General features: G+C 58.6%; 25 protein-coding genes and 1 tRNA gene. 7 read left to right on the top strand and 19 right to left on the bottom strand.

Going from position 1 to position 20,592, the window contains the following annotated elements; all coding sequences use genetic code 11:
* From gcvP to rbsK, 4 genes are all read left to right on the top strand, one after another.
* Nucleotides 1-2,886, top strand: coding sequence for an aminomethyl-transferring glycine dehydrogenase (gene gcvP, locus KJA79_RS04575; protein ID WP_213040808.1), 2,886 nt, complete (start codon nucleotides 1-3; stop codon nucleotides 2,884-2,886).
* Nucleotides 2,873-3,532, top strand: a complete 660-nt coding sequence (locus tag KJA79_RS04570) for a hypothetical protein (RefSeq protein ID WP_213040807.1) — start codon at nucleotides 2,873-2,875, stop codon at nucleotides 3,530-3,532. The genes gcvP and KJA79_RS04570 overlap by 14 nt, the downstream gene beginning before the upstream one ends.
* Nucleotides 3,533-3,606: 74 nt before the next feature.
* Complete coding sequence (locus KJA79_RS04565; RefSeq protein ID WP_213040806.1) at nucleotides 3,607-4,602, top strand: nucleoside hydrolase; 996 nt, start codon at nucleotides 3,607-3,609, stop codon at nucleotides 4,600-4,602.
* On the top strand, nucleotides 4,590-5,507 hold the full coding sequence (rbsK, locus tag KJA79_RS04560; RefSeq protein WP_213040805.1) for a ribokinase: 918 nt from the start codon (nucleotides 4,590-4,592) through the stop codon (nucleotides 5,505-5,507). Before KJA79_RS04565 ends, rbsK begins: the two co-directional genes overlap by 13 nt.
* Nucleotides 5,508-5,560: 53 nt before the next feature.
* Here the strand turns inward: rbsK and KJA79_RS04555 are convergent, their stop codons facing one another.
* On the bottom strand, nucleotides 5,561-6,202 hold the full coding sequence (locus KJA79_RS04555; protein WP_213040804.1) for a tetratricopeptide repeat protein: 642 nt from the start codon (nucleotides 6,200-6,202) through the stop codon (nucleotides 5,561-5,563).
* 54 nt (nucleotides 6,203-6,256) lie between these two features.
* Entirely contained in the window at nucleotides 6,257-6,841 is a 585-nt protein-coding gene (locus KJA79_RS04550; protein WP_213040803.1) for a mismatch-specific DNA-glycosylase, read from the bottom strand.
* Nucleotides 6,842-7,118: 277 nt separating this feature from the next.
* Here KJA79_RS04550 and KJA79_RS04545 point away from each other — a divergent pair, with 277 nt between their 5' ends.
* Nucleotides 7,119-7,343, top strand: coding sequence for a hypothetical protein (locus tag KJA79_RS04545; RefSeq protein WP_213040802.1), 225 nt, complete (start codon nucleotides 7,119-7,121; stop codon nucleotides 7,341-7,343).
* Between the two features lie 75 nt (nucleotides 7,344-7,418).
* Here KJA79_RS04545 and KJA79_RS04540 read toward each other — a convergent pair whose 3' ends face one another.
* From KJA79_RS04540 to KJA79_RS04485, 12 genes are all read right to left on the bottom strand, one after another.
* Complete coding sequence (locus tag KJA79_RS04540; RefSeq protein ID WP_213040801.1) at nucleotides 7,419-7,937, bottom strand: NUDIX domain-containing protein; 519 nt, start codon at nucleotides 7,935-7,937, stop codon at nucleotides 7,419-7,421.
* Nucleotides 7,938-7,939: 2 nt separating this feature from the next.
* Nucleotides 7,940-9,049, bottom strand: a complete 1,110-nt coding sequence (gene gcvT, locus KJA79_RS04535) for a glycine cleavage system aminomethyltransferase GcvT (RefSeq protein ID WP_213040800.1) — start codon at nucleotides 9,047-9,049, stop codon at nucleotides 7,940-7,942.
* A 58-nt stretch (nucleotides 9,050-9,107) separates the two neighbouring features.
* On the bottom strand, nucleotides 9,108-9,479 hold the full coding sequence (locus tag KJA79_RS04530; protein ID WP_213040799.1) for an FKBP-type peptidyl-prolyl cis-trans isomerase: 372 nt from the start codon (nucleotides 9,477-9,479) through the stop codon (nucleotides 9,108-9,110).
* A 127-nt stretch (nucleotides 9,480-9,606) separates the two neighbouring features.
* The gene (locus KJA79_RS04525) at nucleotides 9,607-10,827 is read right to left on the bottom strand and encodes an FIST signal transduction protein (RefSeq protein WP_213040798.1); all 1,221 of its coding nucleotides are present in this window, start codon (nucleotides 10,825-10,827) and stop codon (nucleotides 9,607-9,609) included.
* Between the two features lie 47 nt (nucleotides 10,828-10,874).
* Nucleotides 10,875-11,102, bottom strand: a complete 228-nt coding sequence (locus KJA79_RS04520) for a hypothetical protein (RefSeq protein ID WP_213040797.1) — start codon at nucleotides 11,100-11,102, stop codon at nucleotides 10,875-10,877.
* Between the two features lie 86 nt (nucleotides 11,103-11,188).
* Nucleotides 11,189-12,454, bottom strand: a complete 1,266-nt coding sequence (locus KJA79_RS04515; RefSeq protein ID WP_213040796.1) for a DmpA family aminopeptidase — start codon at nucleotides 12,452-12,454, stop codon at nucleotides 11,189-11,191.
* Between the two features lie 44 nt (nucleotides 12,455-12,498).
* Nucleotides 12,499-13,896 (bottom strand): MBL fold metallo-hydrolase RNA specificity domain-containing protein, encoded by a 1,398-nt coding sequence (locus KJA79_RS04510; RefSeq protein ID WP_213040795.1) that lies wholly within the window; start codon nucleotides 13,894-13,896, stop codon nucleotides 12,499-12,501.
* Nucleotides 13,893-14,750, bottom strand: coding sequence for an LOG family protein (locus tag KJA79_RS04505; RefSeq protein ID WP_246507420.1), 858 nt, complete (start codon nucleotides 14,748-14,750; stop codon nucleotides 13,893-13,895). The genes KJA79_RS04510 and KJA79_RS04505 overlap by 4 nt, the downstream gene beginning before the upstream one ends.
* Before the next feature lie 58 nt (nucleotides 14,751-14,808).
* A complete protein-coding gene (locus KJA79_RS04500; protein WP_213040793.1) occupies nucleotides 14,809-15,231 on the bottom strand; it encodes a hypothetical protein in 423 nt (140 codons plus the stop codon).
* A 4-nt stretch (nucleotides 15,232-15,235) separates the two neighbouring features.
* Entirely contained in the window at nucleotides 15,236-15,616 is a 381-nt protein-coding gene (locus KJA79_RS04495) for a hypothetical protein (protein WP_213040792.1), read from the bottom strand.
* A 36-nt stretch (nucleotides 15,617-15,652) separates the two neighbouring features.
* Nucleotides 15,653-16,171: a GNAT family N-acetyltransferase gene (locus KJA79_RS04490; protein WP_213040791.1), complete on the bottom strand. Its 519-nt coding sequence runs from the start codon at nucleotides 16,169-16,171 to the stop codon at nucleotides 15,653-15,655.
* Nucleotides 16,168-16,794 carry a DUF502 domain-containing protein gene (locus KJA79_RS04485; RefSeq protein WP_213040790.1) on the bottom strand — a complete coding sequence of 209 codons (627 nt, stop codon included), beginning with the start codon at nucleotides 16,792-16,794 and terminating at the stop codon, nucleotides 16,168-16,170. Before KJA79_RS04485 ends, KJA79_RS04490 begins: the two co-directional genes overlap by 4 nt.
* 94 nt (nucleotides 16,795-16,888) lie before the next feature.
* On the opposite strand from KJA79_RS04485, the gene KJA79_RS04480 reads away from it, so the two are divergent.
* Nucleotides 16,889-17,233 carry a Trm112 family protein gene (locus tag KJA79_RS04480; protein WP_213040789.1) on the top strand — a complete coding sequence of 115 codons (345 nt, stop codon included), beginning with the start codon at nucleotides 16,889-16,891 and terminating at the stop codon, nucleotides 17,231-17,233.
* Nucleotides 17,234-17,362: 129 nt separating this feature from the next.
* Here the strand turns inward: KJA79_RS04480 and KJA79_RS04475 are convergent, their stop codons facing one another.
* From KJA79_RS04475 to KJA79_RS04460, 4 genes are all read right to left on the bottom strand, one after another.
* A complete protein-coding gene (locus KJA79_RS04475; RefSeq protein ID WP_213040788.1) occupies nucleotides 17,363-17,599 on the bottom strand; it encodes a hypothetical protein in 237 nt (78 codons plus the stop codon).
* Between the two features lie 112 nt (nucleotides 17,600-17,711).
* Nucleotides 17,712-17,951 carry a hypothetical protein gene (locus tag KJA79_RS04470; protein WP_213040787.1) on the bottom strand — a complete coding sequence of 80 codons (240 nt, stop codon included), beginning with the start codon at nucleotides 17,949-17,951 and terminating at the stop codon, nucleotides 17,712-17,714.
* 57 nt (nucleotides 17,952-18,008) lie between these two features.
* Nucleotides 18,009-18,377, bottom strand: coding sequence for a hypothetical protein (locus KJA79_RS04465; protein ID WP_213040786.1), 369 nt, complete (start codon nucleotides 18,375-18,377; stop codon nucleotides 18,009-18,011).
* A gap of 84 nt (nucleotides 18,378-18,461) precedes the next feature.
* Nucleotides 18,462-18,791: a hypothetical protein gene (locus KJA79_RS04460; RefSeq protein ID WP_213040785.1), complete on the bottom strand. Its 330-nt coding sequence runs from the start codon at nucleotides 18,789-18,791 to the stop codon at nucleotides 18,462-18,464.
* A gap of 275 nt (nucleotides 18,792-19,066) precedes the next feature.
* Between KJA79_RS04460 and KJA79_RS04455 the strand changes: the two genes are divergently transcribed.
* Nucleotides 19,067-19,141: transfer RNA gene (locus KJA79_RS04455), tRNA-Gly, on the top strand.
* A 664-nt stretch (nucleotides 19,142-19,805) separates the two neighbouring features.
* On the opposite strand, the gene KJA79_RS04450 is transcribed toward KJA79_RS04455, so the two are convergent.
* On the bottom strand, nucleotides 19,806-20,225 hold the full coding sequence (locus KJA79_RS04450) for a BLUF domain-containing protein (RefSeq protein ID WP_213040784.1): 420 nt from the start codon (nucleotides 20,223-20,225) through the stop codon (nucleotides 19,806-19,808).
* Between the last annotated feature and the right edge of the window lie 367 nt (nucleotides 20,226-20,592).

Raw genomic sequence — 20,592 nt, 5'->3', positions numbered from 1 at the left:
ATGCCAGACCCTCACTTTCTCGAGTCGAACGATACCTTTGTCCCTCGCCATATCGGTCCTACGGAGTCCGATATCCAGGCGATGTTGGCGACCCTGAACCTCTCTTCCTTGGAGTCTCTCGTCGAGGCGACGGTCCCCTCGGATATCCATCTGCAGGGGCCTCTGACGCTCCAGCCCCCGCGTGGCGAACAGGAGGTCCTGGCGGAATTGCGTGGAGTGGCTCAACAGAATCACGTTTGGCGCTCTCTGATCGGGATGGGCTACTACGACTGCATTACGCCTCCGGTGATCCAGCGCAACATTCTCGAGAATCCAGGCTGGTATACGCAGTATACGCCGTATCAAGCCGAGATCGCCCAGGGGCGGCTCGAAGCCTTGGTCAATTTTCAAACCATGGTCGCGGATTTGACCGGGTTGCCGCTTGCCAACGCGTCGCTGCTTGATGAGGCCACCGCCGCTGCCGAAGCGATGACGATGTGCGCGGCCATTTCGCGTGCTGCGGGGAACGAGCGGCATAAGTTTTTCGTCTCTGAAAATTGTCATCCGCAAACCATCGCGGTGGTGCAGACGCGCGCCGAACCGTTGGGTATCGTTCTGCAGATCGGTGCCATCCAGTCGTTGGATTTGTCGAAGGGGGAGTTCTTCGGGATGCTGCTTCAGTACCCCTCGACGGACGGCTATGTGGGCGATTACAGCGAATTCATCACACGGGCGCATGCTGCCGGCGTCTATGTTGTGGTCGCGACCGATTTGCTCGCGTTGACGTTGTTGCGCTCTCCGGGTGAATGCGGTGCGGATGTCGCGGTCGGCTCCAGCCAGCGGTTTGGTGTGCCCTTGGGATTCGGAGGCCCCCATGCCGCGTTCATGGCGACCAAGGAAGAGTTTCGTCGACAAATGCCGGGCCGTATTATTGGTGTCTCGAAAGACGTCACAGGTCGTCTGGCCTATCGCCTCTCGCTCCAAACAAGAGAGCAGCATATCCGCCGTGAAAAGGCGACGAGCAATATTTGCACGGCGCAGGTGCTCCTGGCGGTGATGGCGGGCATGTATGCCGTCTACCATGGTCCGGCTGGGCTGCGGCGGATTGCCGAACGCATCCATGGGCTGACGATGGTCTTGGCAGAGGGGTTGCGCCGGCATGGGTGCGCCATTGGTCTCGAGCCTGTGTTCGACACCTTGCGGGTGCCACTGTCACCTGGACAATCGGACACGATTCTGAATCGGGCGCGCCAGCAGAAGATCAATCTCCGGCGGTACGATGATCACAGTTTGGGGATGTCGCTGGATGAATGGAGCAGTCTGGATGAAGTCCGCCGGTTGCTGGCCATCTTTGTGGGACAGGACATTCCCGAAGAAGAGCTTCGGTCGATACTCACGTCGGCGGATGTTGGGTACCCTGCAGGGTTGGGGCGTACCAGTGCCTACCTGACTCACCCGGTCTTCCACCGCTATCATGCCGAACACGAACTTCTGCGGTATATCCATCGTCTCCAATCCAGGGACCTGTCGCTGGTGCATTCCATGATTCCGTTGGGTTCCTGCACGATGAAGTTGAATGCGACGGCGGAAATGATCCCGGTGACCTGGCCGGAGTTCGGGCGGCTGCATCCGTTTGCCCCCGCGGATCAAACGCAGGGCTATCAGATATTGTTTCAACAGCTGGAGTCCTGGCTGGCCGAGGTGACCGGATTTGCCGGAATCTCGTTGCAACCCAATGCCGGTTCGCAGGGCGAATATGCGGGGCTTATGGTGATTCGGGCCTATCATCGTCATCGAGGCGAGACGCAACGCGATGTCTGTTTGATTCCGGTGTCGGCCCATGGCACCAATCCAGCCAGCGCGTCGATGTGCGGGATGACGGTGGTCCCGGTCGCCTGTGACCAGCGTGGCAATGTGGACTTGACCGATCTTGAGGCGAAGGCGACGGCGCATCGGGCTCGCCTGGCGGCGCTGATGGTGACCTACCCCTCCACACACGGTGTCTTTGAAGAGAGCATTCGCCGAATGTGCCAGATCGTGCATACCCATGGCGGGCAGGTGTACATGGATGGCGCCAACATGAACGCCCAGGTCGGGCTTTGTCGCCCGGCTGATCTTGGGGCCGACGTCTGCCATCTGAACTTGCATAAGACCTTTTGCATCCCTCATGGCGGCGGCGGACCGGGAATGGGGCCTATCGGTGTGGCCCGTCACCTCGTGCCGTTTATGCCGGGACATCCGGTGACGCAGTTGGGCGGTCCGCAGTCGATCGGCCCGGTTTCGGCGGCTCCATACGGCAGTCCGAGCATCCTGACGATCTCATGGGTCTACATTGCGTTGATGGGTAGAGAGGGGCTCACCAGGGCCACACAGGTGGCGATTCTGAATGCCAACTATATGGCCAAACGGTTGGAGAAGCACTATCCGGTGCTGTACACCGGGGCCCGGGGATTTGTTGCGCATGAGTTTATCCTCGATCTGCGGCCTCTCAAAGAGAGCAGCGGCGTAGAGGCCATGGATGTGGCGAAACGTCTCATGGACTATGGATTCCATGCCCCCACCGTGTCGTTCCCCGTAGCGGGCACCTTGATGATTGAGCCGACGGAGAGTGAGGTCAAGGCAGAACTGGATCGGTTGTGCGAAGCGCTCATCGCGATTCGTGGCGAGATTCAAGCCGTCGCCGAGGGGCGACAACCACGCGCAGGCAATGTCTTGAAGAACGCTCCACACACGGCGTCGACAGTCACCGCCCAGGAGTGGGCCAGGCCGTACTCGCGTGAAGAGGCGGCGTTTCCTGCTCCGTGGGTTCGTGAAAACAAGTTTTGGCCGAGTGTGGGACGGATCGATGAAGCCTATGGCGACCGCCACCTGTTTTGCACCTGTCCGCCGGTGGATGCTGTTTCCTAATCGGTGTTCAAGCTGCGCATTGGGACCTGGGCCTGCCGCTGGTCTCCGACGGCACTGGTACGCCATCGTTCAGGTCGCCGCTACGACCCTCTCGCTCACCTTGCTCTTTACGGCACCGACCAGGGCTTCTTCAGAACCGGTGGCCATGGAAGAGCCGGCTTCCGAGACCCGCCCCATCGAGATCGTGTCCGGTGTGACCTATCGTGCGGGTGCTCGATTAACCATCCCGGGGACTGGGTGGTCGTTCGTGGTTCCGGAGCATTGGCAGAGCAGCCGACCGGACGACGCCGACATGCCGTTCCTCACGCCGGAGGAGGGGAAGGACCTTGGCATGCTCTTCCCGCTGACCGGGGCGACGCGCGAGTCGATTCGTGAGCAGTTGAGTCAGCCGTTGTCGTTGCTCCATGGCATCTCATTTATCCCTGCCGGTTCCCAAATCGAGAACGAGACATCCATCGCGCAATCGTATCAAGGGGAAGATATGGTTGGGCGCGCCCTGGCGGTGCTCGGCCCTGGGGAGGCGGCGGTCATCTATTTTCTCATGGGCCCTCCCCATGATGCGGCCTTGTTCCAGTCGGTTCTAGAACAACTCGGGCAATCGACGCACTTCGGTGAGCCGGGCGCCGAACGCGGTCCGGGCTTGTAACAGGATATCATTGAGGTGCGGTGGCCCATCATGCGGTCCCGCCCTGCCACGGCAGCGCAGTCTAGCGGCACAGCATGTTGAATACTCCTCCCTTGAAGGTCATCATCGATACAGATCCCGGGGTTGATGACGCACTGGCCATTCTGCTGGCGTTGGCTTCACCGGAACTGGACGTGGTGGGCATCACCACGGTTTGCGGAAATGTGCCGGTCGGCCAGGGGACAAAAAATCTGTTCCGCCTTCTGAACCAGCTGAACCCCCCATCGGGTCTGCTGGTAGGACAGGGTGCCGCCCGTCCGTTGGAAGAGGACCTGATCACGGCGATCCAGGTTCATGGGAGTGATGGGCTGGGTGAGCTGGATGGTGCGTTGACGCCAGGAGGTATGCCGCGGTACCCGGCGGTGCGTTTGCCTCAAATGTTGCCCACCGCGCAGGATGTGTGGAACGAGTGTATTCGCCGATATCCCGATGAGGTGACATTGATCACCCTGGGGCCGTTGACGAACGTGGCCGTGGGCTTGAAGGTAAATCCCCTCACCGTCCAGAAGTTTCGTGCGGTGGTGGCGATGGGGGGGGCGATCGGCGTCCCCGGCAACATTTCCCCGGTGGCGGAATTTAATATGTATGTCGATCCGCATGCGGCGCATCGGGTGTTTCATGCGTCGCTGCCCTTGACCCTCGTCCCACTTGACGTGACGACCCGTGTCGGGGTGACCAGAGCCGGTTTGGAAGCATGGGTTGCTGGGTCCCCTCACCCGATCGGTCGCCTGGTGGTCGACATGACCTCCAAGGCGTTTGACTTCGCGGAGCAGGTCGAAGGTCACGGGCTCCTGTACTTCCATGACCCGGTTGCAATTCTGTCGGCCATTGATGCCTCGTTGATGAGGATGGAGCCGCTGCATGTGGACATTGAGATGGTCGGCCGGGTGTCGCGCGGGGCGACTGTCGCCGATCGCCGATCTCGGAAGCCTGAGGAAAAGGCGACTCCCAACATGCATGTCGCGGTGGACATCGACGCCGATCGGGCGTTGCATCTCATCCGCAGCCGACTCTGCCCATGGTCGTCGTAATCGGCTCCAGTAATATTGACCTGACCGCGACCGTAGACCGGCTTCCGGCTCGCGGCGAGACCGTGCTCGGTCAGCGCTTTGTCCAGTCATTCGGCGGGAAGGGGGCGAACCAGGCCGTCGCAGCGTCTCGTGCCGGGGCGGAGGTCCGTTTCTTGAGCAAGGTGGGAGCGGATGCCCACGGCGACTTGATGGCAGAGCATTTACAGGAGGAGGGTTTATCTCAACAGGTGTTGTTGCGCGATGCCGACGCGTCGACCGGGGTGGCGATGATTTTGGTCGACGGCGCCGGCGACAATCAGATCGTGGTTGTTCCAGGAAGCAATCACCGGCTCACGGCGGCGGATGTACGCCAACATGCCGCACTGATGGCGGATGCTCGTGTCCTCCTCGTCCAGATGGAAATGTTGCCTGAAACGGTTGAGGCAGCCTTGTTGTTGGCGAAACAGCACGGTCTGACGACGATCCTCAATCCTGCCCCGGCCTGTCCCTTGTCGCCAGACCTCCTGAAGCTGGTGGATATTCTGACGCCCAACGAAACCGAGGTACGTACGCTGACCGGGATGACAGATCCGTCGGAGGGCGCGCATCTTTTGGCATTGCAGGGAGGAGGAATCGTCGTGGTGACCTGTGGCGACGAAGGAGCCTTTCTGTCATGCGGCAAGAGGCGGACTCACGTGCCGACGTTTGTCGTAGAGGCCATCGATTCCACTGGGGCTGGGGATGCCTTTAACGGGGTCCTCGCTTGTGCACTGGCCGAAGGAATTGAAATCGAGTCGGCATTGGAGAAGGCTAGTGCTGCTGGTGCATTGGCTACGACGACAGCGGGTGCGCAAGCGTCGATGCCAGGGAGACGTGACATCGATCGGCTTTGTCAGTTTGGGACGAAGCGGATCCGGAGGCAGTGAGTGTTAGGTGCAGGATACCGTCGTTACCTGGTGATCGGCTCAGCCCTGCGTGACTAATTGCCTTTGGCCGATTGCGATCGGAGCTGCGAGATGACCTGTTGTGCTTCGGGAATAAAATCGACGCGGTGCAGGCTTTGTGCGAGATCCAGCGCTTTGGTGGCGATGGCGAGCGCTTCTTCGTGCCGCCCACCGGCACAGTAGCTTTTTGCCAAGCTTAAGCGGGCGTTGACCGCCGCCGGTTCCCGGCTGATCACGTGACGCAGGAGCGATTCCCCTTTTTCTTTATCTCCACCAAGGAAGCCCGGAACGCGAGTCAGTACGGTGCCCTTGGCCGACAGCGCATCCAAATGGTCCGGGGCCAGTTCGAGGGTACGATTCAACTCCCTCATCATCCGACGGAATCCAAACAGCGACGTGAGGCTTTCTCCGTCGACCCGCAGTTGCTCCCCGAGGTTACAGAAGAGGGCAAAGTGCGCATCGGCTGACGAGTCGTCTGCCGCGACTGCCTGTTCTCCGAACGCCTGGCCAGAGGCGAAATGCTGAATCCGCTCGGCACGCGTGTCGGCAAGGCGACCCAGTGCGCATTCGTTCATGGCATTCGCGGTCAGTTGGTGTACCGGTGTGCCTGCTGATGCCTGTTCGGCACTGCATGCAAGACTGACAGTCAGAAGGATCGCGCAGGCGGAACGTTTCATAGGGTATAGGCTTCGTAGGGTGTCGGAAAAGGCGACGCCGAATGGTACAGGAAATCAACGACTGAATTCTAGTGTATCAGATGGTGGGATCTCACCGGCTGTTTGAGGATGCGCGGTAGTGATCAACTGTGCAAGCATCTGAAAGGCCTCGAGCATTGATTGATAGGAATAGGCCGCGTTCCGTCCGCTGGGATTCGGGAGCAGCACGATACGGGCATCGTCGAGCGTCACTGCCTGCAGGCCTGGGTGTGGTGCGGGTTGTCTTGGTTCAAGCGGGAACAGAGCCGGGTAGAGAGTCATGCCGAGAAGTGCGACCACACGCGGGCGGTAGCGACGTATTTTCTGTCGTAACGCCTGGCGTCCGCCAGCTAAATCCTGCGCGGTCAGATCGGCCAGTCCTGCAGTGGGGCGTGAAACCAAATTGGTGAGTCCTAGTCCCCAGTGAAGCAGTCGGCCATCGTCTCGATAGCTCAGCCGTTCAGGGACCAGGTTCGCCTCATACAACAATCTCCAGAACCGGTTCGACGGCCCAGCGTAGTGATGCCCGAGCGCAGCTGAGCGCAATCCCGGGTTAATGCCCACAAAGAGGATGCGCAGCCCAATTGCGAGATGGTCGGGCAAAGGTTGTCGTCTTGGCATGATGAGTTACACGTTGTGTTGGGCCGGATGTTAGGAATTTTTGCACTAGGTTTGTCTCCGCTGCCCGTTTTGATGCCGATGATGAGGCGGTTTAGTATCGGCCAGGCTATTCTGCCACAGACTTGCAGAGTGCTTCATTGGGGCGTCAGCAAGTATCTCTTCATGGAAAGCTAGAAAAACAAGGAGTTACGGTTCATTGCCCATACGGCAAGGACCTTGCTTAAAGGGAGAACCGTCGGTGGTCGGTAACTTCAAACCTAACAGGAGGTACGTCAGTATGAAGAAGATGATGTTGTCGGTCATGGCAGTTGCGATGTTGGTTGCTTTCAGCGCTCCTTCGTTTGCCGGTGACGATAAGAAGAAGGAAGAGAAGAAGGGCGGCCACTTCTCCCAGACCGTGTTCGGTGACGACAAGAAGAAGGAAGAGAAGAAGGGTGGTCACCTCTCCCAGACCGTGTTCGGCGACGATAAGAAGAAGGAAGAGAAGAAGGGCGGCCACTAAGAGAAACTGTTTTCCGGCGAGGCGAGCTGGCTTGGGAGGTCTCTCATCCTGCTGGGTGAGGACCTCCCGGTCGTTTTAGTGGAAGTGTTGCTGCCGGATATACACGGCCTGTAGTCCTATGATTGTCTTTGCGTCCCGAATCGTCCCATCCTCGATTTTTGCAATAGCCTCGCGCAGGGGCATCTCCACCACTTCCAGCACTTCATCCTGATCCAGATTCTGGGTGCCACGAGTCAGGGCTGTCGCCACATAGACGTGAATGACTTCGTCGGCGAAGCCCGGCGCCGTGAAAATGCTCGACAGCAATTCGAAGCGTCCTGCCTTGTAGCCGATCTCTTCTTCCAGTTCACGCGCGGCACAGTCCAGCGGGTCTTCCTTGGGATGTAACTTCCCCGCAGGGATTTCGTAAATAAACCCGTTTGCGGCATGGCGAAACTGGCGAATCATCACGACCGTTCCATCGTCTTTCATGGGCACGACCGCGGCAGCCCCGGGGTGACGAATGACCTCGAGGTCGATGGTGTGGCCGTTGGGCAGGCGCACGGTATCAACGTTGAGTGTGACGACTTTGCCTTGATAGATCGGTTTGACCATGTCTATGTCGTGCCGAGCGCACGCTTGTAAAAGGGTGGCTTCACGACGACGGCTGGGCATGCCTTGCCCCGGATATCGATCAGGATCGATGATCCTGGTTGGGCGGCTGCGGGGGCGACATAGCCCATTCCGATACCCTTCTGCAGCAGGGGGGACAGATTTCCGCTGGTGACTTCGCCGATCACGGCATGCGGCTTTTCTGGATTGAGGATTGTAAACCCGTGCCGTGGCACGCCCTTTTCAACCAGTTCAAATGCCACAAGTCGCCGCGATGGCCCAGTGGTGTGCTGCGCCAGCAATTCGGCGCGGCCGATAAAATCACCTTTATCAAATTTCACCACCCAATCCGCGCCGGCTTCGATTGGGGTGGTGTCCTCGTTCATGTCGTTGCCGTATAGGAGATACGCCATCTCGAGCCGCAGCAGATCGCGTGCACCGAGTCCCGCTGGTTTTATCCCGAACGGGCGTCCCGTCTCAAGCAGGTGGTCCCAGGCTGCTGCAGCCCCCTCTGCTGGGAGATAGAGTTCGTACCCTAATTCGCCTGTGTATCCGGTTCGTGTCACCAAGGTCTGGTGGCCGCACAATGTGGTGTCCAGGCATTGACGGACCTTCAGGCTGCTGATGTCACCCATACCGGCGGCGGCCAAAATGTCACGGGAGGCAGGGCCTTGGATTGCAATCTGTGCAAGAGCTTCCGACCGGTCTTGAACCTGACACCCCTGAGCCTGTGCGACCTTTTCGTGCAACCAGTCGACGATCTTGGCCCGGTTCGAGGCGTTGACGCAGACTAGGAATTCATAGGGCTTCACGTGGTAGATGAAGATATCGTCTTTAATCCCGCCGCGTGGCGTGCAGACCATGGAGTATTGCGATTGACGCACGGAAATTTTGGAGACGTCGTTCGTCGTCACCCGTTGCAGGAATGCCAACGAGCCTGGGCCCGTGACACTGATCCGCCCCATGTGGCTGACGTCAAAGAGGCCTGCATAACGGCGCACGGTCTGGTACTCATCGACCACGCCGGAGTATTGGATGGGCATCTCCCACCCGGCAAAGTCGACCAGCTTCCCCTGCGCCTGTCGGTGCGCGTTGATCAGTGGTGTCTGTTTCATTGTGTGATATGGCCGTTCAGCATGACGCTCTGTGCGACTCCATGTCGCCGAGCCGGAGTTATCGCACCTCGAGCAATTCCACGTCGAAGACCAGCGTGGCGTTCGGCGGAATCACGCCGCCCGCGCCACGGGGGCCATATCCCAGGTCCGGGGGAATGGTCAGTTTCCGCTTGCCGCCGACTTTCATCCCGGCGACCCCCTCATCCCAACCCCGAATGACCTGGCCTGCTCCGATGGGAAACGAAAACGGATCCCGGCGATCGACGGAACTATCGAACTTTTTGCCGTTCGTCAGCCATCCGGTATAGTGAACGGTGGCAAGGTTGCCGGCTGTGGCTTCCCGGCCGGTACCCACGACCACATCAATGTATTTGAGGCCGGAAGCGGTGGTCACTTCGGCGGCCGAGCCGGCTGGTTCCCCTTGTGCCATGATTGGTCCTCCCATGCTGAGTGCAACGAACCCCACAATACTCCAAAGTGTTCCCCGGAAGCGAGTGTTCATACGTATGTCTCCGTGGTGCGTGTGATGCGACGTTACGGTGCCAGACCCGCGTAGCTCAATAGTGGCTGCCAGCCTCATTTCTGCGTCCGGGTTCGGAAAAAATTGCGATGCTGGCGGTATAGCCATGCAGAAAATTCCGTCCCCCGACTGGGCCTACCTCTCCTTGGGCGAAAAATCCTGCAACGGGAATCGCGCCGAACTGTTCTCCCAACACCGCGGCATCATGGTTTGGTACGCCGAACAACCCCCTCCCACGTCCACAACAACTGAATAACAAGGCACCCAGCGGGAGCGCGCCGGGATGGGAGGCGGCAAGTAACACGCGCAGATCCTCGTCGGCGGACTGAGCATCCCGGACCTGAAACTGTACAGTCTGTCCCTCCTGAACGACGTCTCCTATGACGATGGCTCCGGTCTGTTGGTCCGCTCCGAGAAGATTGCGGATCAGGAAGTCACCTCGTGTGAATTGAGCCCGCTGCTCATCCATCGCGATCCCGATATGCAGGGCGCGTTGAGCCTGGGCGCGTTCCTCGCTGCTCAGTTGGCTGAAGGCCATTTGTAAGCACTGAAGGGCAGGACGCCCGCCAAGTTCATGGATGACGTTGTGCTCAGACTTCGTGACGATAAACCGTTCTCCGATCGGGCGACAACCTTGGGAGATCACGCTGTGCACGGCGATGCGCCCGGAGAGGGCCACGCCGACCAGCCCATCGGTGTAGATTTCATCATCGAGGAACAGCCGATTCTCTCCCAGGTCTTGGCCGCCCCCTGCTAGCCCGCCTAATGCGCGAGTTCCCGGATATTGTTCCTCAAGGACGGCCAGCACGTCCTGCATCGGGGTGGAGAAGGGATCGGCAAGCAACAGCATGGCGGGAGGAGGAATGCCGTCCGTGTCCATGTCTGGCCAGTCACGCAAGGAGAATTGGTCGTGGACGCTTGAAAACGAGAGTCGCAGCGGGTGAGTGACAACTCCTGGCAGATGGGCGGCCCAGAGCGTCGCTGCCGGTCCTGTTTCGATCTCCTGCCCCGTGGCAATGACACCTTCACCGGTGCACCCAACAAACGTGGCTGGATCGAGGGCTTTGCGTAGTGCCTGGGCAAGGGCATCGGCCTGATCGGCATGCTGGATCGAGATAAACAAGAACACGACATCGATGCGAGCGGAGCCCAACTGATTTCGGATGGCATGGACCAATTCATCGGCTGCCGCTTGCGCGGTACGTTGGCGCGTGAGGGCTGAGGCAAACCGAAGTGTCGATGACGGTGTGGTAATCACGAGACTGTCTTTGGTATCGGGGATCGGAGCGTCTCAATCTGACGTACTTAGACGCCTGGGTTCATGCGTTCAGGTCGTTCCGTCGCGAGCTTTTTGTAATAGCGCCATATGTACGAGTGATAATCGTCCAGCTGTGCCAGCAAGTAGTGGAGTTCCGTCGGGTCCTGCGTTTCGAGGGCTTGGGTCATTCGGGTTTTGAGAAACTCTGCAAACCGGGTGCTCTTCTCGATTGCGTTCAGCAGCGAGAGGCTGCCTCCCAAAGCATAATCAGCCATAGCCCTCCGAATGACGTAGGGATGAGTCAGGAGAATAGCCGCGGGCCTGACTAAAAGCAAGGTGCAGGAAGCCGCGCCAGGATGGCCTACCGGCCAACTGGGGCATCGGGGGTGAGCAGCGCGCGCAGGCGCGGGAGCGAGATGGCTTCTGCGCGGAACCCATCACGTCCGGTGACGGTTGTCGCGCTGGTCAGCGCATTGAGAATCGCTTCCTCCGTGGCCTCTACCGTGGCCGTAATCATGGAATTCAGGTGTGTGTCGGCGAGATGCAGGAGTGAAAAGGTCGGCTCCGTGGGGTAATGGGGAATGACGTTGCCGGTGGAGAACGCTAGCATGAAATCGCCGCTCCCGTGGCGTGCCGTCGAGCCGGTCCGCGCGAGGCCGAGCGCGGCTCGCTTCCCGAGACGAGTCAGTTGCCGACTGTCGAGCGGGGCGTCGGTGGCGATGATGACGATAATCGATCCCTCGGCATTTCCACTCGTGCCCTCGCGATCGACGTGCAGTCGCGATGGCAGTTCATCTCCCAGGTGCCCGGATCTTGGCCCCGCCGCGTCATACTGACGCCCGACCGGGACTCCGCCCATGGTCAGTTCAGGTCGCCGGCCATGGTTGGCGTTGACCAACACTCCGACGGTATATCCACCGTCGGACGCAGCGAGGCGACGAGAGGCTGTGCCGATGCCGCCCTTGAACCCGTAGGAGATCATGCCGGTTCCGGCTCCGACACTTCCTTCCGCCACTGGGCCTGTTGCCGCGTCATCAAGGGCTCGCATGACATCGGCTTCGGAGACATGGCGCCCTTGAATATCGTTTAATCGCCCGTCATCACATTCCGCAACGACCGGGGTGAGTGTGTCGTCGGTAATACCGATGCCGGGATTCTGACGCAACATCCAGCTGATGACCCCGTTGGCGACACGAGGCACGTTCAAGGTGTTCGTAAGGGCAATCGGATATTCAAGAAAACCCGATTCCGCGACCCAGGCTAAGCCGGTCATTTCCCCGGTGCCGTTCAACACGAAGGCCCCAGCCGGAACTTTTTTGTGCCACACATCATCACGGGGGACGATGACGGTCACGCCGGTACGAACCGGTCCTTCGCCGGGGATCAGCGTCCCCTCTCCGCGCATCAACGTCACGTGTCCGACTTTCACTCCAGGCACATCGGTGATGGCATTGAGGGGCCCTGGCTCGAGATGCCCCAGGTTCAGGCCGAGGGTACGAGCCCGAAGACGATGGTGATCGGTAGTGTCGGACGTGCTGTCCGCACTCCAAGCGGGTGAAGCGAGGAGGGTAATAAGGATCACCGCGCGGGTGATCAGCGAAGCAGATGTGGTTCTGGAGTGGGTCATACCTGGGGAGATCCTCCGCACGTCACGGCCATAGAGGAGCTGTGCTAGATGTCGTAACTACTCTCTTTTGTAGGCACCACTATGGACATGTGCGGATGTTCCGCTTGAATGGCGGCCCCGAGTGAGAGTGCCTGTTTTTCTTCCCCGTGGACGACGAACACCTGCTGGGGGGCCGGTGTAATAGCTCGCACATAGGCCAGCAGGTCGTTCCGGTCCGCATGGGCGGAGAGTCCATTGAAGACCACGACCTGTGCCCGGCGCGGTGTCGGAATGCCGAAGATCGGGACCACATCCCACCCCTCGACCAGCCTGCGTCCCAGCGTATGTTCGGCCTGAAACCCAACGATGGCGATCGTGTTGGCTTCGTCTTGGATCGCATGTTTCAGGTGATGCACAACGCGTCCTCCCTCGCACATGCCTGAGGAAGCGATGATGATACAAGGACCTTTCAGCGAGTTCAGGCGTTTGCTTTCGTCCGGTGATGATACGTACCTGATGTAGCGGGCGGCAAACGGATCCCCTTCCGATGTGAAGGTGCGATAGGTTTCCTCGTCATAACATTCGGGGTGCTTCCGGAACACGTCCGTGACTCTCGATGCCAGCGGGGAGTCGATGTAAATCGGCAGCGGGTCGATTCGTCCCTCGGCTACCAATTGCTTGATCCGCATCACGAGCTCCTGCGTCCGTCCGAGGGCAAAGGCGGGCACGATGATCTTGCTGTTGTGTGCCTTTGCATGGGCGACCAGCTGTTGGGCTTTCCTTGTGAGCGCCTCGCCGACTTCTTCATGTACTCGGTCGCCGTAGGTGGATTCAATGATCAGCACATCGCAACTGGGCGGCGGTGCCGGGTCACGGAGAATCGGCATCTGGGCGCGGCCCAGGTCTCCGGAAAAAAGGACGGTGGTGCTGTTGCCGCGGGCCGAGTACTTCAGGCGAATCGCTGCAGAGCCGAGAATGTGTCCCACATCATGGAATGAGGCAGTGACGCGGGGCGTAACCTTGACGGTGTCGCCATACCGGGTGCCGACAAATCGGCGGATGATGGCGCGTGCATCGCTGGGTTCATAGAACGGTTGCAGACAGCGCTTCCCGCGGCGGTTTTCCTTTCGGTTCAGATAGGCGCAATCATTCTCTTGCAGGCGGGCCGAGTCTTCGAGCATCACGGCGGTAAGATCGGCGGTCGCGCGGGTCATGTGGACGTCTCCGCGAAACTGGTGCTTGCCAAGCACGGGCAGCGCGCCGGAGTGATCGATATGAGCATGCGAGAGCAGGACGGCGTTGATCGCGCGTGGCTCGAACCCGAGAAATCGGTTTTGCCGATCCGCTTCTTGTCGCTGTCCCTGAAAGAGTCCGCAATCCAGGAGAATTTTGCTGCCGGGCATTTCCAGCAGATGACGACTGCCGGTCACCGATCGAGCGGCCCCATGAAATGAGAGTTTCATCGTGCGGAGGGGCCTCCATGGGTTCGGCTAATGAGGTCCCAGGCTTGCTGGGCCGTTTCTGCGAAATGGAACAACGAGAGGTCATCCGCCCCGATCAGGCCCTCCTCGACCAGGAGTGTCCAGTTGATGAGGCGCTCCCAGTAGGCTCGGCCCATCAGCACAACGGTGATATTGCGGGTTTTGCCGGTCTGCAGCAGCGTAAGTGTTTCGAAGAGTTCGTCGAGCGTGCCGAATCCGCCGGGGAAAACGACCAGTGCCCGGGCGCGAAGGAGGAAGTGCATTTTGCGCAGAGCGAAGTAGCGAAATTGAAAGCAGAGGTCCGGCGTGATGTAGGGGTTGGGTTGTTGTTCGTGGGGCAGGGTGATGTTCAGCCCCATCGATTTGGCGCCGGCATCCGCCGCGCCTCGATTAGCGGCTTCCATGATGCCGGGACCTCCGCCGGTGACGATGACGTAGTCGCATTGCCCGTCGATTTGACAGGTGGACGAGACCAGGTGGCCGAACTCGCGAGCGATGTCGTAGTACTGGGCGAGGGCCAGTCGCCGTTCGGCGACCGCGACGCGTTGCTGTCGTCCTCGATCATGAGGGGCAGCCGTCAGTGCTGCGGTGGCCTCCTGCAGTGCCTGTCGAGCACGCGACGGTTCGAGGAGGCGCGCACTGCCGAAGACGACGATCGTCGAGCGGATGCCCTGCTCGGTTTGAATCAATTCCGGTTTGAGTAACTCCAGCCCGAGACGCAGCGGACGCAACTCATCGCGCTGCAGAAAGTCGGTGTCTCGATCAGCCGGGATGTAGGAGGATGACGTGGCAGAGGCGTGATGGTTTGGTGACTCGTCGGAAAGCCCTGCACCCATGGGGGGCATTATAGCGAGATGCCCGGCAGGCGGCAATTCGGATGTCGTGAAAGCGGCGTTAAAAGGGATACGGGGTAAAGGGCAATTCCGGGCGATGCCGTACGAAGGCTCGGTGCGTCACAATCCAGTTGTGGTCGCAGACAAGCTCGAAGGCATCGGTGCCGAGGCCTGAGCGAGAGAAGACGAGGTCAGGATCCACTGGAGACCAGGGTTTGACGAGCCAGCCGAAATTGACGCGGGAATACTTGGCGTCAAGGAATCGGTAGGTCACGACGGTACCTGAGTCGGCGTCGGTGATCGTGTCGGGAGCCCCCAAGGTCGCGATCACCTCTGTGAGTGTGGTGCGCCCCTCGGTTATGAAGGCGACTGATTCCGGCGTCAGGGGGGTGTTGATGGTGAGCCGGGCGACGTTACAGCCGGACAGCGTCAGCACCAGTGTGGTTGCGGCAAGAAGCCTGCGGCAACCCGTCTTGCTGATCATGGTGTCAATCTCCGAAGGGCCAGAAGCGGAAATCGAGCCGGTCGGTGCGTTTTGACGCAATGACCTCTTCCACGATGCCCTCACGATTGATGATGACAAAGAGGTCGTCGCTCTTGACGGAGACACGGGAAAAGTTGGCGATGATCAGGAGTAAACTGCCGACTTTGGCATCGTACCGGTAGTATTGGAACAGATCGCGCCCATTGAGTTGCAGAAGACGGTCGGGCGCGCCAAGCTGCGCCAGAATTTCCGTCCTAGTCGTCACCCCCTTCTTGATGGCATTAATGGTGTCTGTTTTGATCTCCTCACCAAGGGTGCCGCGGCTGAATGCGCAGGCATTCAGCGTGAGCATCATGATGGTGAGGGGTAGGGCTGATCGTCGCATGTTCGTTTCTCCTTCCGCGGGCGGACCACGAGCTTCTCAGGGATTTTGTCCAGGGGCATTGTGGCCGGGTAGCACGAAGTCCGATTCATAGATCCTGTAGGTCGACGAGAAGAGTCCGACGCGTTCATACACCTGTTTGGCGATGGCGTTGTCCCCCTCCACGTACAGACGGACGCCGCACACATCGGTTCGCGAGCGGGCGAGTTCGACGATGGTGCGATGCATAGCTCGATAAACGCCATGCCGTCGCCAGTGAGGCGTCACATAGACGCTTTGGATCCACCAAAATTGGGCATTCCGCCAGTCGCTCCATTCGTAGGTGATCAGCAGTTGCCCCACTATCACTGTATCGGCCGGAGGCTCCTGGCGCAACTCCGTCACGTAAAATTGTCCCCGTTCAGGGCGATCGATCACGGCTTGCGTACCCTGTCGCAGTCGCGTGAGGTCGAGCCGACGCTGTTCCGTCTCCCAGGCCATGGCGGCGCTGAATGTGGTGAGGATGTCCAAGTCTTCCACCCTCGCTGGGCGGACGCACAATCGTTCGGCGGGGATCATGAGGGTTTCTGTGCCGGTGAGGTGAGCCAGCCTTGTAATGGACGGTACAATCCTGCGGAGAACTCCAGCTTTAAGGCCTCTTCCGGCAGGAGGTTCAGCGGGTGCAGCTGAGATTTGGGGATCATGGCCAAATATCCGGTAAAGGGGTGGATGGCCGTCGGCACGAACACCATGACGAGTTCGACCATCGGGGCGATTTGCAGTGCCGGCGGCGGCGAGCCCATCACGAAGCCGAGCGCCCACAGCCCATCCCGTGGAAAGGGAAACGCCACGACGGTACTTTGCCCGAAGCGGGCTCGATAGTTGAGGAGGTCCGTCATACTCTTGAGCGTCAGATAGATGCTGCGGATCAGCGGAATCCGTTCGAGTGTCGTTTCGGTCCAATGGACAAATCGTTGCCCGATGACTTGCGTGGCGATAGCGCCGACGATGAGGACCATGCCGAGGAGCAGCAGGACGCCGAGGCCGGGAGCGTAGGGCTGGATTTGTCGTCCGATTAGGTCGAGTAGGAGTGAATCCAATGTCTCGAACAGGGCCGCCAGGATCAGAAAGGTGGTCCATGCCGGGACCAGCACGATAAGCCCCGTCAGAAAGATGCGTCCAAGCCGATGAGAAGAAGTCACGTGGAATCCCGGTGCTGGTCAGTAGGTGCCGTCTGAGAATTCCACGATACCAGATGGAGAAGAGTTTTGGTATCTTCTTGATCTACTGTTCCGTTTGGACTATCTTGCCCCAAACATCCAAGTCGCCCTGTCGGGTGAGATTGAGAGAATGATCGTGAGTGACGCCTTGCGAAAAAAAATGAGCCTCGCGAATGATCTTGTGGCGATTCTGTGCTGTCCCGACACGAAGCAGCCTGTGGCGGTCGCCGACGAGGGTTTGATTGAGAAGATTAATGGGGCGATTGATCGCGGTCAGCTGAAGAACTATGCGCAAAAGCCGGTCACCGAGAAGCTGGATGGCGGGTTGATTCGCTCAGATAAGAAGATTCTTTATCCAGTGCGGGAAGACATCCCTGTGATGCTGATTGACGAGGGGATCCCGCTCGATCAGCTTGCCTAAATTCCTTCCTTCGAGCCGCCCTCCTCCCCACTCCGCAACCAATCTCCTCCCGAGTTTCCGGTGTGTTTTCCGCCTGGCGTGGGCTGCCGTCGGTTCCCTATACCAGAGCTCACGACAGAGAAGGGAGGTCTACGGACTGAGCAGTCCGCCCTCGGCCGCAACGCTTTCAGTTTTTGAGCCGGTTGAAGTTCCGCATTGGGCACAGAAGTATTCGTAGAGATTTCCCGTCGGCAACACGAGCAGGAGACGTTGGCGAGTGGGGGTGGCTTGTCGACAATGCCCGCAATAGAGCAGGGAGGCATTGAATGAATCGTATTGATCCGGCTGGCGGGGGGGCTGAGTTCCGGGAGTAGCTCGTGGCTGCATGGGCCTTGGCGGCCAACCTGGAGGGGAGGGTCTGTTTGAACGCCGTTGCATGGAACCTATTCTACTGAGGAGAGGGGGACGGTGCAATGTTTGAAGTCCGGCACGAGTGACGTCACGAACGGCCGGCCGGTTGATCCTCGCGAGCCTCAGACTCGTCGGCATTTCTGCCTCGAAAGACCCACCAGAGGGAGCGAATCACCTGCACCACGACATAGAGGGCGACCCCTGACAGCAGACCGTATAGCCAGGCCTTGCTCCATGGCCACATCTCGGGGGCGTGTAACACGACAGCAAGGGCAATATGGCCTCCCAAGCCGAGACAGATGGCGAAGATGATCCACTCACGGGCCATAGTCGCCCTCGGAGGAGGCCATAACGAAAAATAAGCCTGGAGATAATCGACAGGCGGTTATACGGAGGTTTTTGCGGATTCGATTTCAGTCGCCGTGATCAGGCTGGACAAATAGTCCGCCACGAAGGTCAAGGCTTCCTCACGACCGTCGGCCCGTCTGCCCTTTTCGCGACGCTGCACGGAGAGCTCATGATCCAGATCCGATTTCACTTCCGTCAGCACACGTTGCAGTGTGGTCGGGGTAATGTTGGTGTCCATGTCCTCGAGTTCTTGGCAGCGGTCCAGGACCCAATTCAAGCCCTCGATTCGGCCGGCGTAATGCTCCTGCTCGGCGGTATCGATTCGGGACATGGTGGTCGCAAACGTCTGGGCTTCATAGACCAGATTATAGAAACTCGTAACAGCGCGTTGTAACGTGGGATTCATAGTGCTCCTTGGCTCATTAAGAGGTTCTCGTGATTATACCTGAGATTAGGGGGGCGACAAGGTATTTTTTTGTTGGACGGCGACTTACGTAAACAGGAGGGAATGGAACTCGTTCATGAATCCGTAATAGAGCGGTGCAAAATCCTTCAAGCTGTCCGGACTGTTTTCCTTGAGTCGCTTAAAGAAAAATACCTGGGCGCGGGGATCGATTTGCTCGAGCAGGCGGCTGAGCTGAGCCATGGAATAACTACCGGCCGGGACGCTCAGTACGTAGTGCACTAACCGCTCGACGAATTGCTGCTCCACATATTCGCTGATCAGAAGTCCTTCAGGAATCTTGCCTGATGCGAGATACTCGTCAAATGGAACGGCTAGTGCTGCAAAGGGAGCCGAGTGCTGCGGGCGGGAGGTCACGCTAGGGGTACCTCGCTGATGAAATGGGCAAAACGCGACATCACACTCACTTTACTCAAGCCTCTCAAGTCCGTCAAGTGGACAGAAGAAGCAGGCACATCTGAGTCGAAAGGCCAATTTCTCTGCGGGAGGCGGGGCGTCTGCGCGCGCATCGTCGGACAGAGGCGTGGTTTTGAGTAGTGGCCTGGTGTCGAATCGCCGATGATATTTGTGGCCTCCTGCTTGACAGTCTTTGCATGTCGCCGGTAGAATCCCGCTTCTTCTGGCACGCGGACGCGGGAATAGCTCAGTGGTAGAGCATCGCCTTGCCAAGGCGAGGGTCGCGGGTTCAAATCCCGTTTCCCGCTCCAATTTTTCCTACTCTTGCCTTTCTTCCCTGGTCATCAGGCCGTTTTCAGACAGTGTTAAAGACGGTCTTTGAGTCGTCAGCCTCTCATCATTTCCCATGGTCGCATTCGCACGCCACATCCGAGATACCGAGATCCCATAACTAAGTAATACCTGTAGTTAAAGGATCGAGGTGCGACTTAGGAAGGAGCCGTTTCCTCTGTTTCTCACATTCGCCATGCCATGAATTTGGTCAAATGGCAGGGAACGAATATGCGGCTCCGCTGCTAAATGGAGACCATCGCTAGGGCATGGTTTTGAGAGGATGAGCGTTGTGAGGTGATTGATCGCGAATGAGGTAGCGATATTTCCATGAAACCATCGGACGACAACGATGGCCGGCCCTTTTCGATTCCCCATCTAAGTTTCTTACCCGCTGATCCAGCAGATCTGGAGTGTCTTCAGCCGCGAGGCGCTGATGTGAGAACAGTCTCGTCATGCCTTGGGGCGAGTCAGGGTCCTCATCGACATGGGCGAACTGATTGCTCGAGGATCCCCGCACTAGGGGCAATGGGTTCCCAGGCTATTCGGATCGCCCTTCAGAGAGATAGAAGGATTCTGTGCAAATATGAGGTCAGCGGGGGGAGGGTGCAGGAGGAGGCGGGCATTTGGGAAACAGAGATACGTTTACATCATTTTCTTAAATATCGTCAGAAGCCGTTGGCAATACGTGGGATCGGATGAGAACTCGGCACCGGTAAGCGGCATATTCAAGAACTCGTTATATCCGAGCAGCGATCGTACCTCGGGAGAGTTCAGATCGCGAAACCCCATGGACCAATCAGGGAATTGTCGCGCCGGTATGGTTGTCTGCAAGAGCGTGAGTATTCCGCTATGGCGCTCGTCCTGGAAGATTTTTGCGTAGAGATTCAACACCGCTTGTTCCTCGCCCTCAAGCGCCTGCATAAAATTTCCGTTTTTGTAGAGCAACATTCCCGTAATACCCAATTGACTGTTGTGTGCATGGCAGGAGGCGAGCAGGTCGGTTAGCTGAGCTGGAGAAAAGGGTCTCGTAGCAGAACTGGCATACACGAGGCAAAACATCATGTCCTCCCTATGACGGTAGGTTTACGCTGGTCAGTCGTGACAAAAAGCCCGCGATATGTGCAGAGGAAAGCCGGTGGGGCTCGAGACTACTCTGCTGCCATTTTTGCGCTCAATCAAGTCAATTTAACTTTTCCTTCTATTCCGATTGTCTCCAATTCGTGTCACGGTCTTCATGTCCGTCCTGTCCTCTGTTGATCCTTTGGAAAATTCGAAGTGGTGCGTCCCTTCTCCAACTCAGGTCCGCGAGAACCTTCCACATCCTGCCACTCATATGTTCGAGGGATGAGACTGAGCCTGTTACGTTCACTTACAGCGCTTCCCCATTGTTGCCTGATGACCGATGGTTGAGCTGTTCGGTGACCCCGAC

It is taken from the genome of Nitrospira defluvii, assembly GCF_905220995.1.
GTDB lineage: Bacteria > Nitrospirota > Nitrospiria > Nitrospirales > Nitrospiraceae > Nitrospira_A > Nitrospira_A defluvii_C.
Note: the sequence above shows the minus strand (reverse complement) of the source record. Positions and strands in the feature narration are given on the sequence as shown.

Coding starts and splice junctions, on each gene's coding strand:
- gcvP (WP_213040808.1), top strand. CDS start 1: ATGCCAGACCCTCACTTTCTCGAGTCGAACGATACCTTTGTCCCTCGC.
- KJA79_RS04570 (WP_213040807.1), top strand. CDS start 2,873: ATGCTGTTTCCTAATCGGTGTTCAAGCTGCGCATTGGGACCTGGGCCT.
- KJA79_RS04565 (WP_213040806.1), top strand. CDS start 3,607: ATGTTGAATACTCCTCCCTTGAAGGTCATCATCGATACAGATCCCGGG.
- rbsK (WP_213040805.1), top strand. CDS start 4,590: ATGGTCGTCGTAATCGGCTCCAGTAATATTGACCTGACCGCGACCGTA.
- KJA79_RS04555 (WP_213040804.1), bottom strand. CDS start 6,202: ATGAAACGTTCCGCCTGCGCGATCCTTCTGACTGTCAGTCTTGCATGC.
- KJA79_RS04550 (WP_213040803.1), bottom strand. CDS start 6,841: ATGCCAAGACGACAACCTTTGCCCGACCATCTCGCAATTGGGCTGCGC.
- KJA79_RS04545 (WP_213040802.1), top strand. CDS start 7,119: ATGAAGAAGATGATGTTGTCGGTCATGGCAGTTGCGATGTTGGTTGCT.
- KJA79_RS04540 (WP_213040801.1), bottom strand. CDS start 7,937: ATGGTCAAACCGATCTATCAAGGCAAAGTCGTCACACTCAACGTTGAT.
- gcvT (WP_213040800.1), bottom strand. CDS start 9,049: ATGAAACAGACACCACTGATCAACGCGCACCGACAGGCGCAGGGGAAG.
- KJA79_RS04530 (WP_213040799.1), bottom strand. CDS start 9,479: ATGGCACAAGGGGAACCAGCCGGCTCGGCCGCCGAAGTGACCACCGCT.
- KJA79_RS04520 (WP_213040797.1), bottom strand. CDS start 11,102: ATGGCTGATTATGCTTTGGGAGGCAGCCTCTCGCTGCTGAACGCAATC.
- KJA79_RS04515 (WP_213040796.1), bottom strand. CDS start 12,454: ATGACCCACTCCAGAACCACATCTGCTTCGCTGATCACCCGCGCGGTG.
- KJA79_RS04510 (WP_213040795.1), bottom strand. CDS start 13,896: ATGAAACTCTCATTTCATGGGGCCGCTCGATCGGTGACCGGCAGTCGT.
- KJA79_RS04505 (WP_246507420.1), bottom strand. CDS start 14,750: ATGGGTGCAGGGCTTTCCGACGAGTCACCAAACCATCACGCCTCTGCC.
- KJA79_RS04500 (WP_213040793.1), bottom strand. CDS start 15,231: ATGATCAGCAAGACGGGTTGCCGCAGGCTTCTTGCCGCAACCACACTG.
- KJA79_RS04495 (WP_213040792.1), bottom strand. CDS start 15,616: ATGCGACGATCAGCCCTACCCCTCACCATCATGATGCTCACGCTGAAT.
- KJA79_RS04490 (WP_213040791.1), bottom strand. CDS start 16,171: ATGATCCCCGCCGAACGATTGTGCGTCCGCCCAGCGAGGGTGGAAGAC.
- KJA79_RS04475 (WP_213040788.1), bottom strand. CDS start 17,599: ATGCAGCCACGAGCTACTCCCGGAACTCAGCCCCCCCGCCAGCCGGAT.
- KJA79_RS04470 (WP_213040787.1), bottom strand. CDS start 17,951: ATGGCCCGTGAGTGGATCATCTTCGCCATCTGTCTCGGCTTGGGAGGC.
- KJA79_RS04465 (WP_213040786.1), bottom strand. CDS start 18,377: ATGAATCCCACGTTACAACGCGCTGTTACGAGTTTCTATAATCTGGTC.
- KJA79_RS04450 (WP_213040784.1), bottom strand. CDS start 20,225: ATGATGTTTTGCCTCGTGTATGCCAGTTCTGCTACGAGACCCTTTTCT.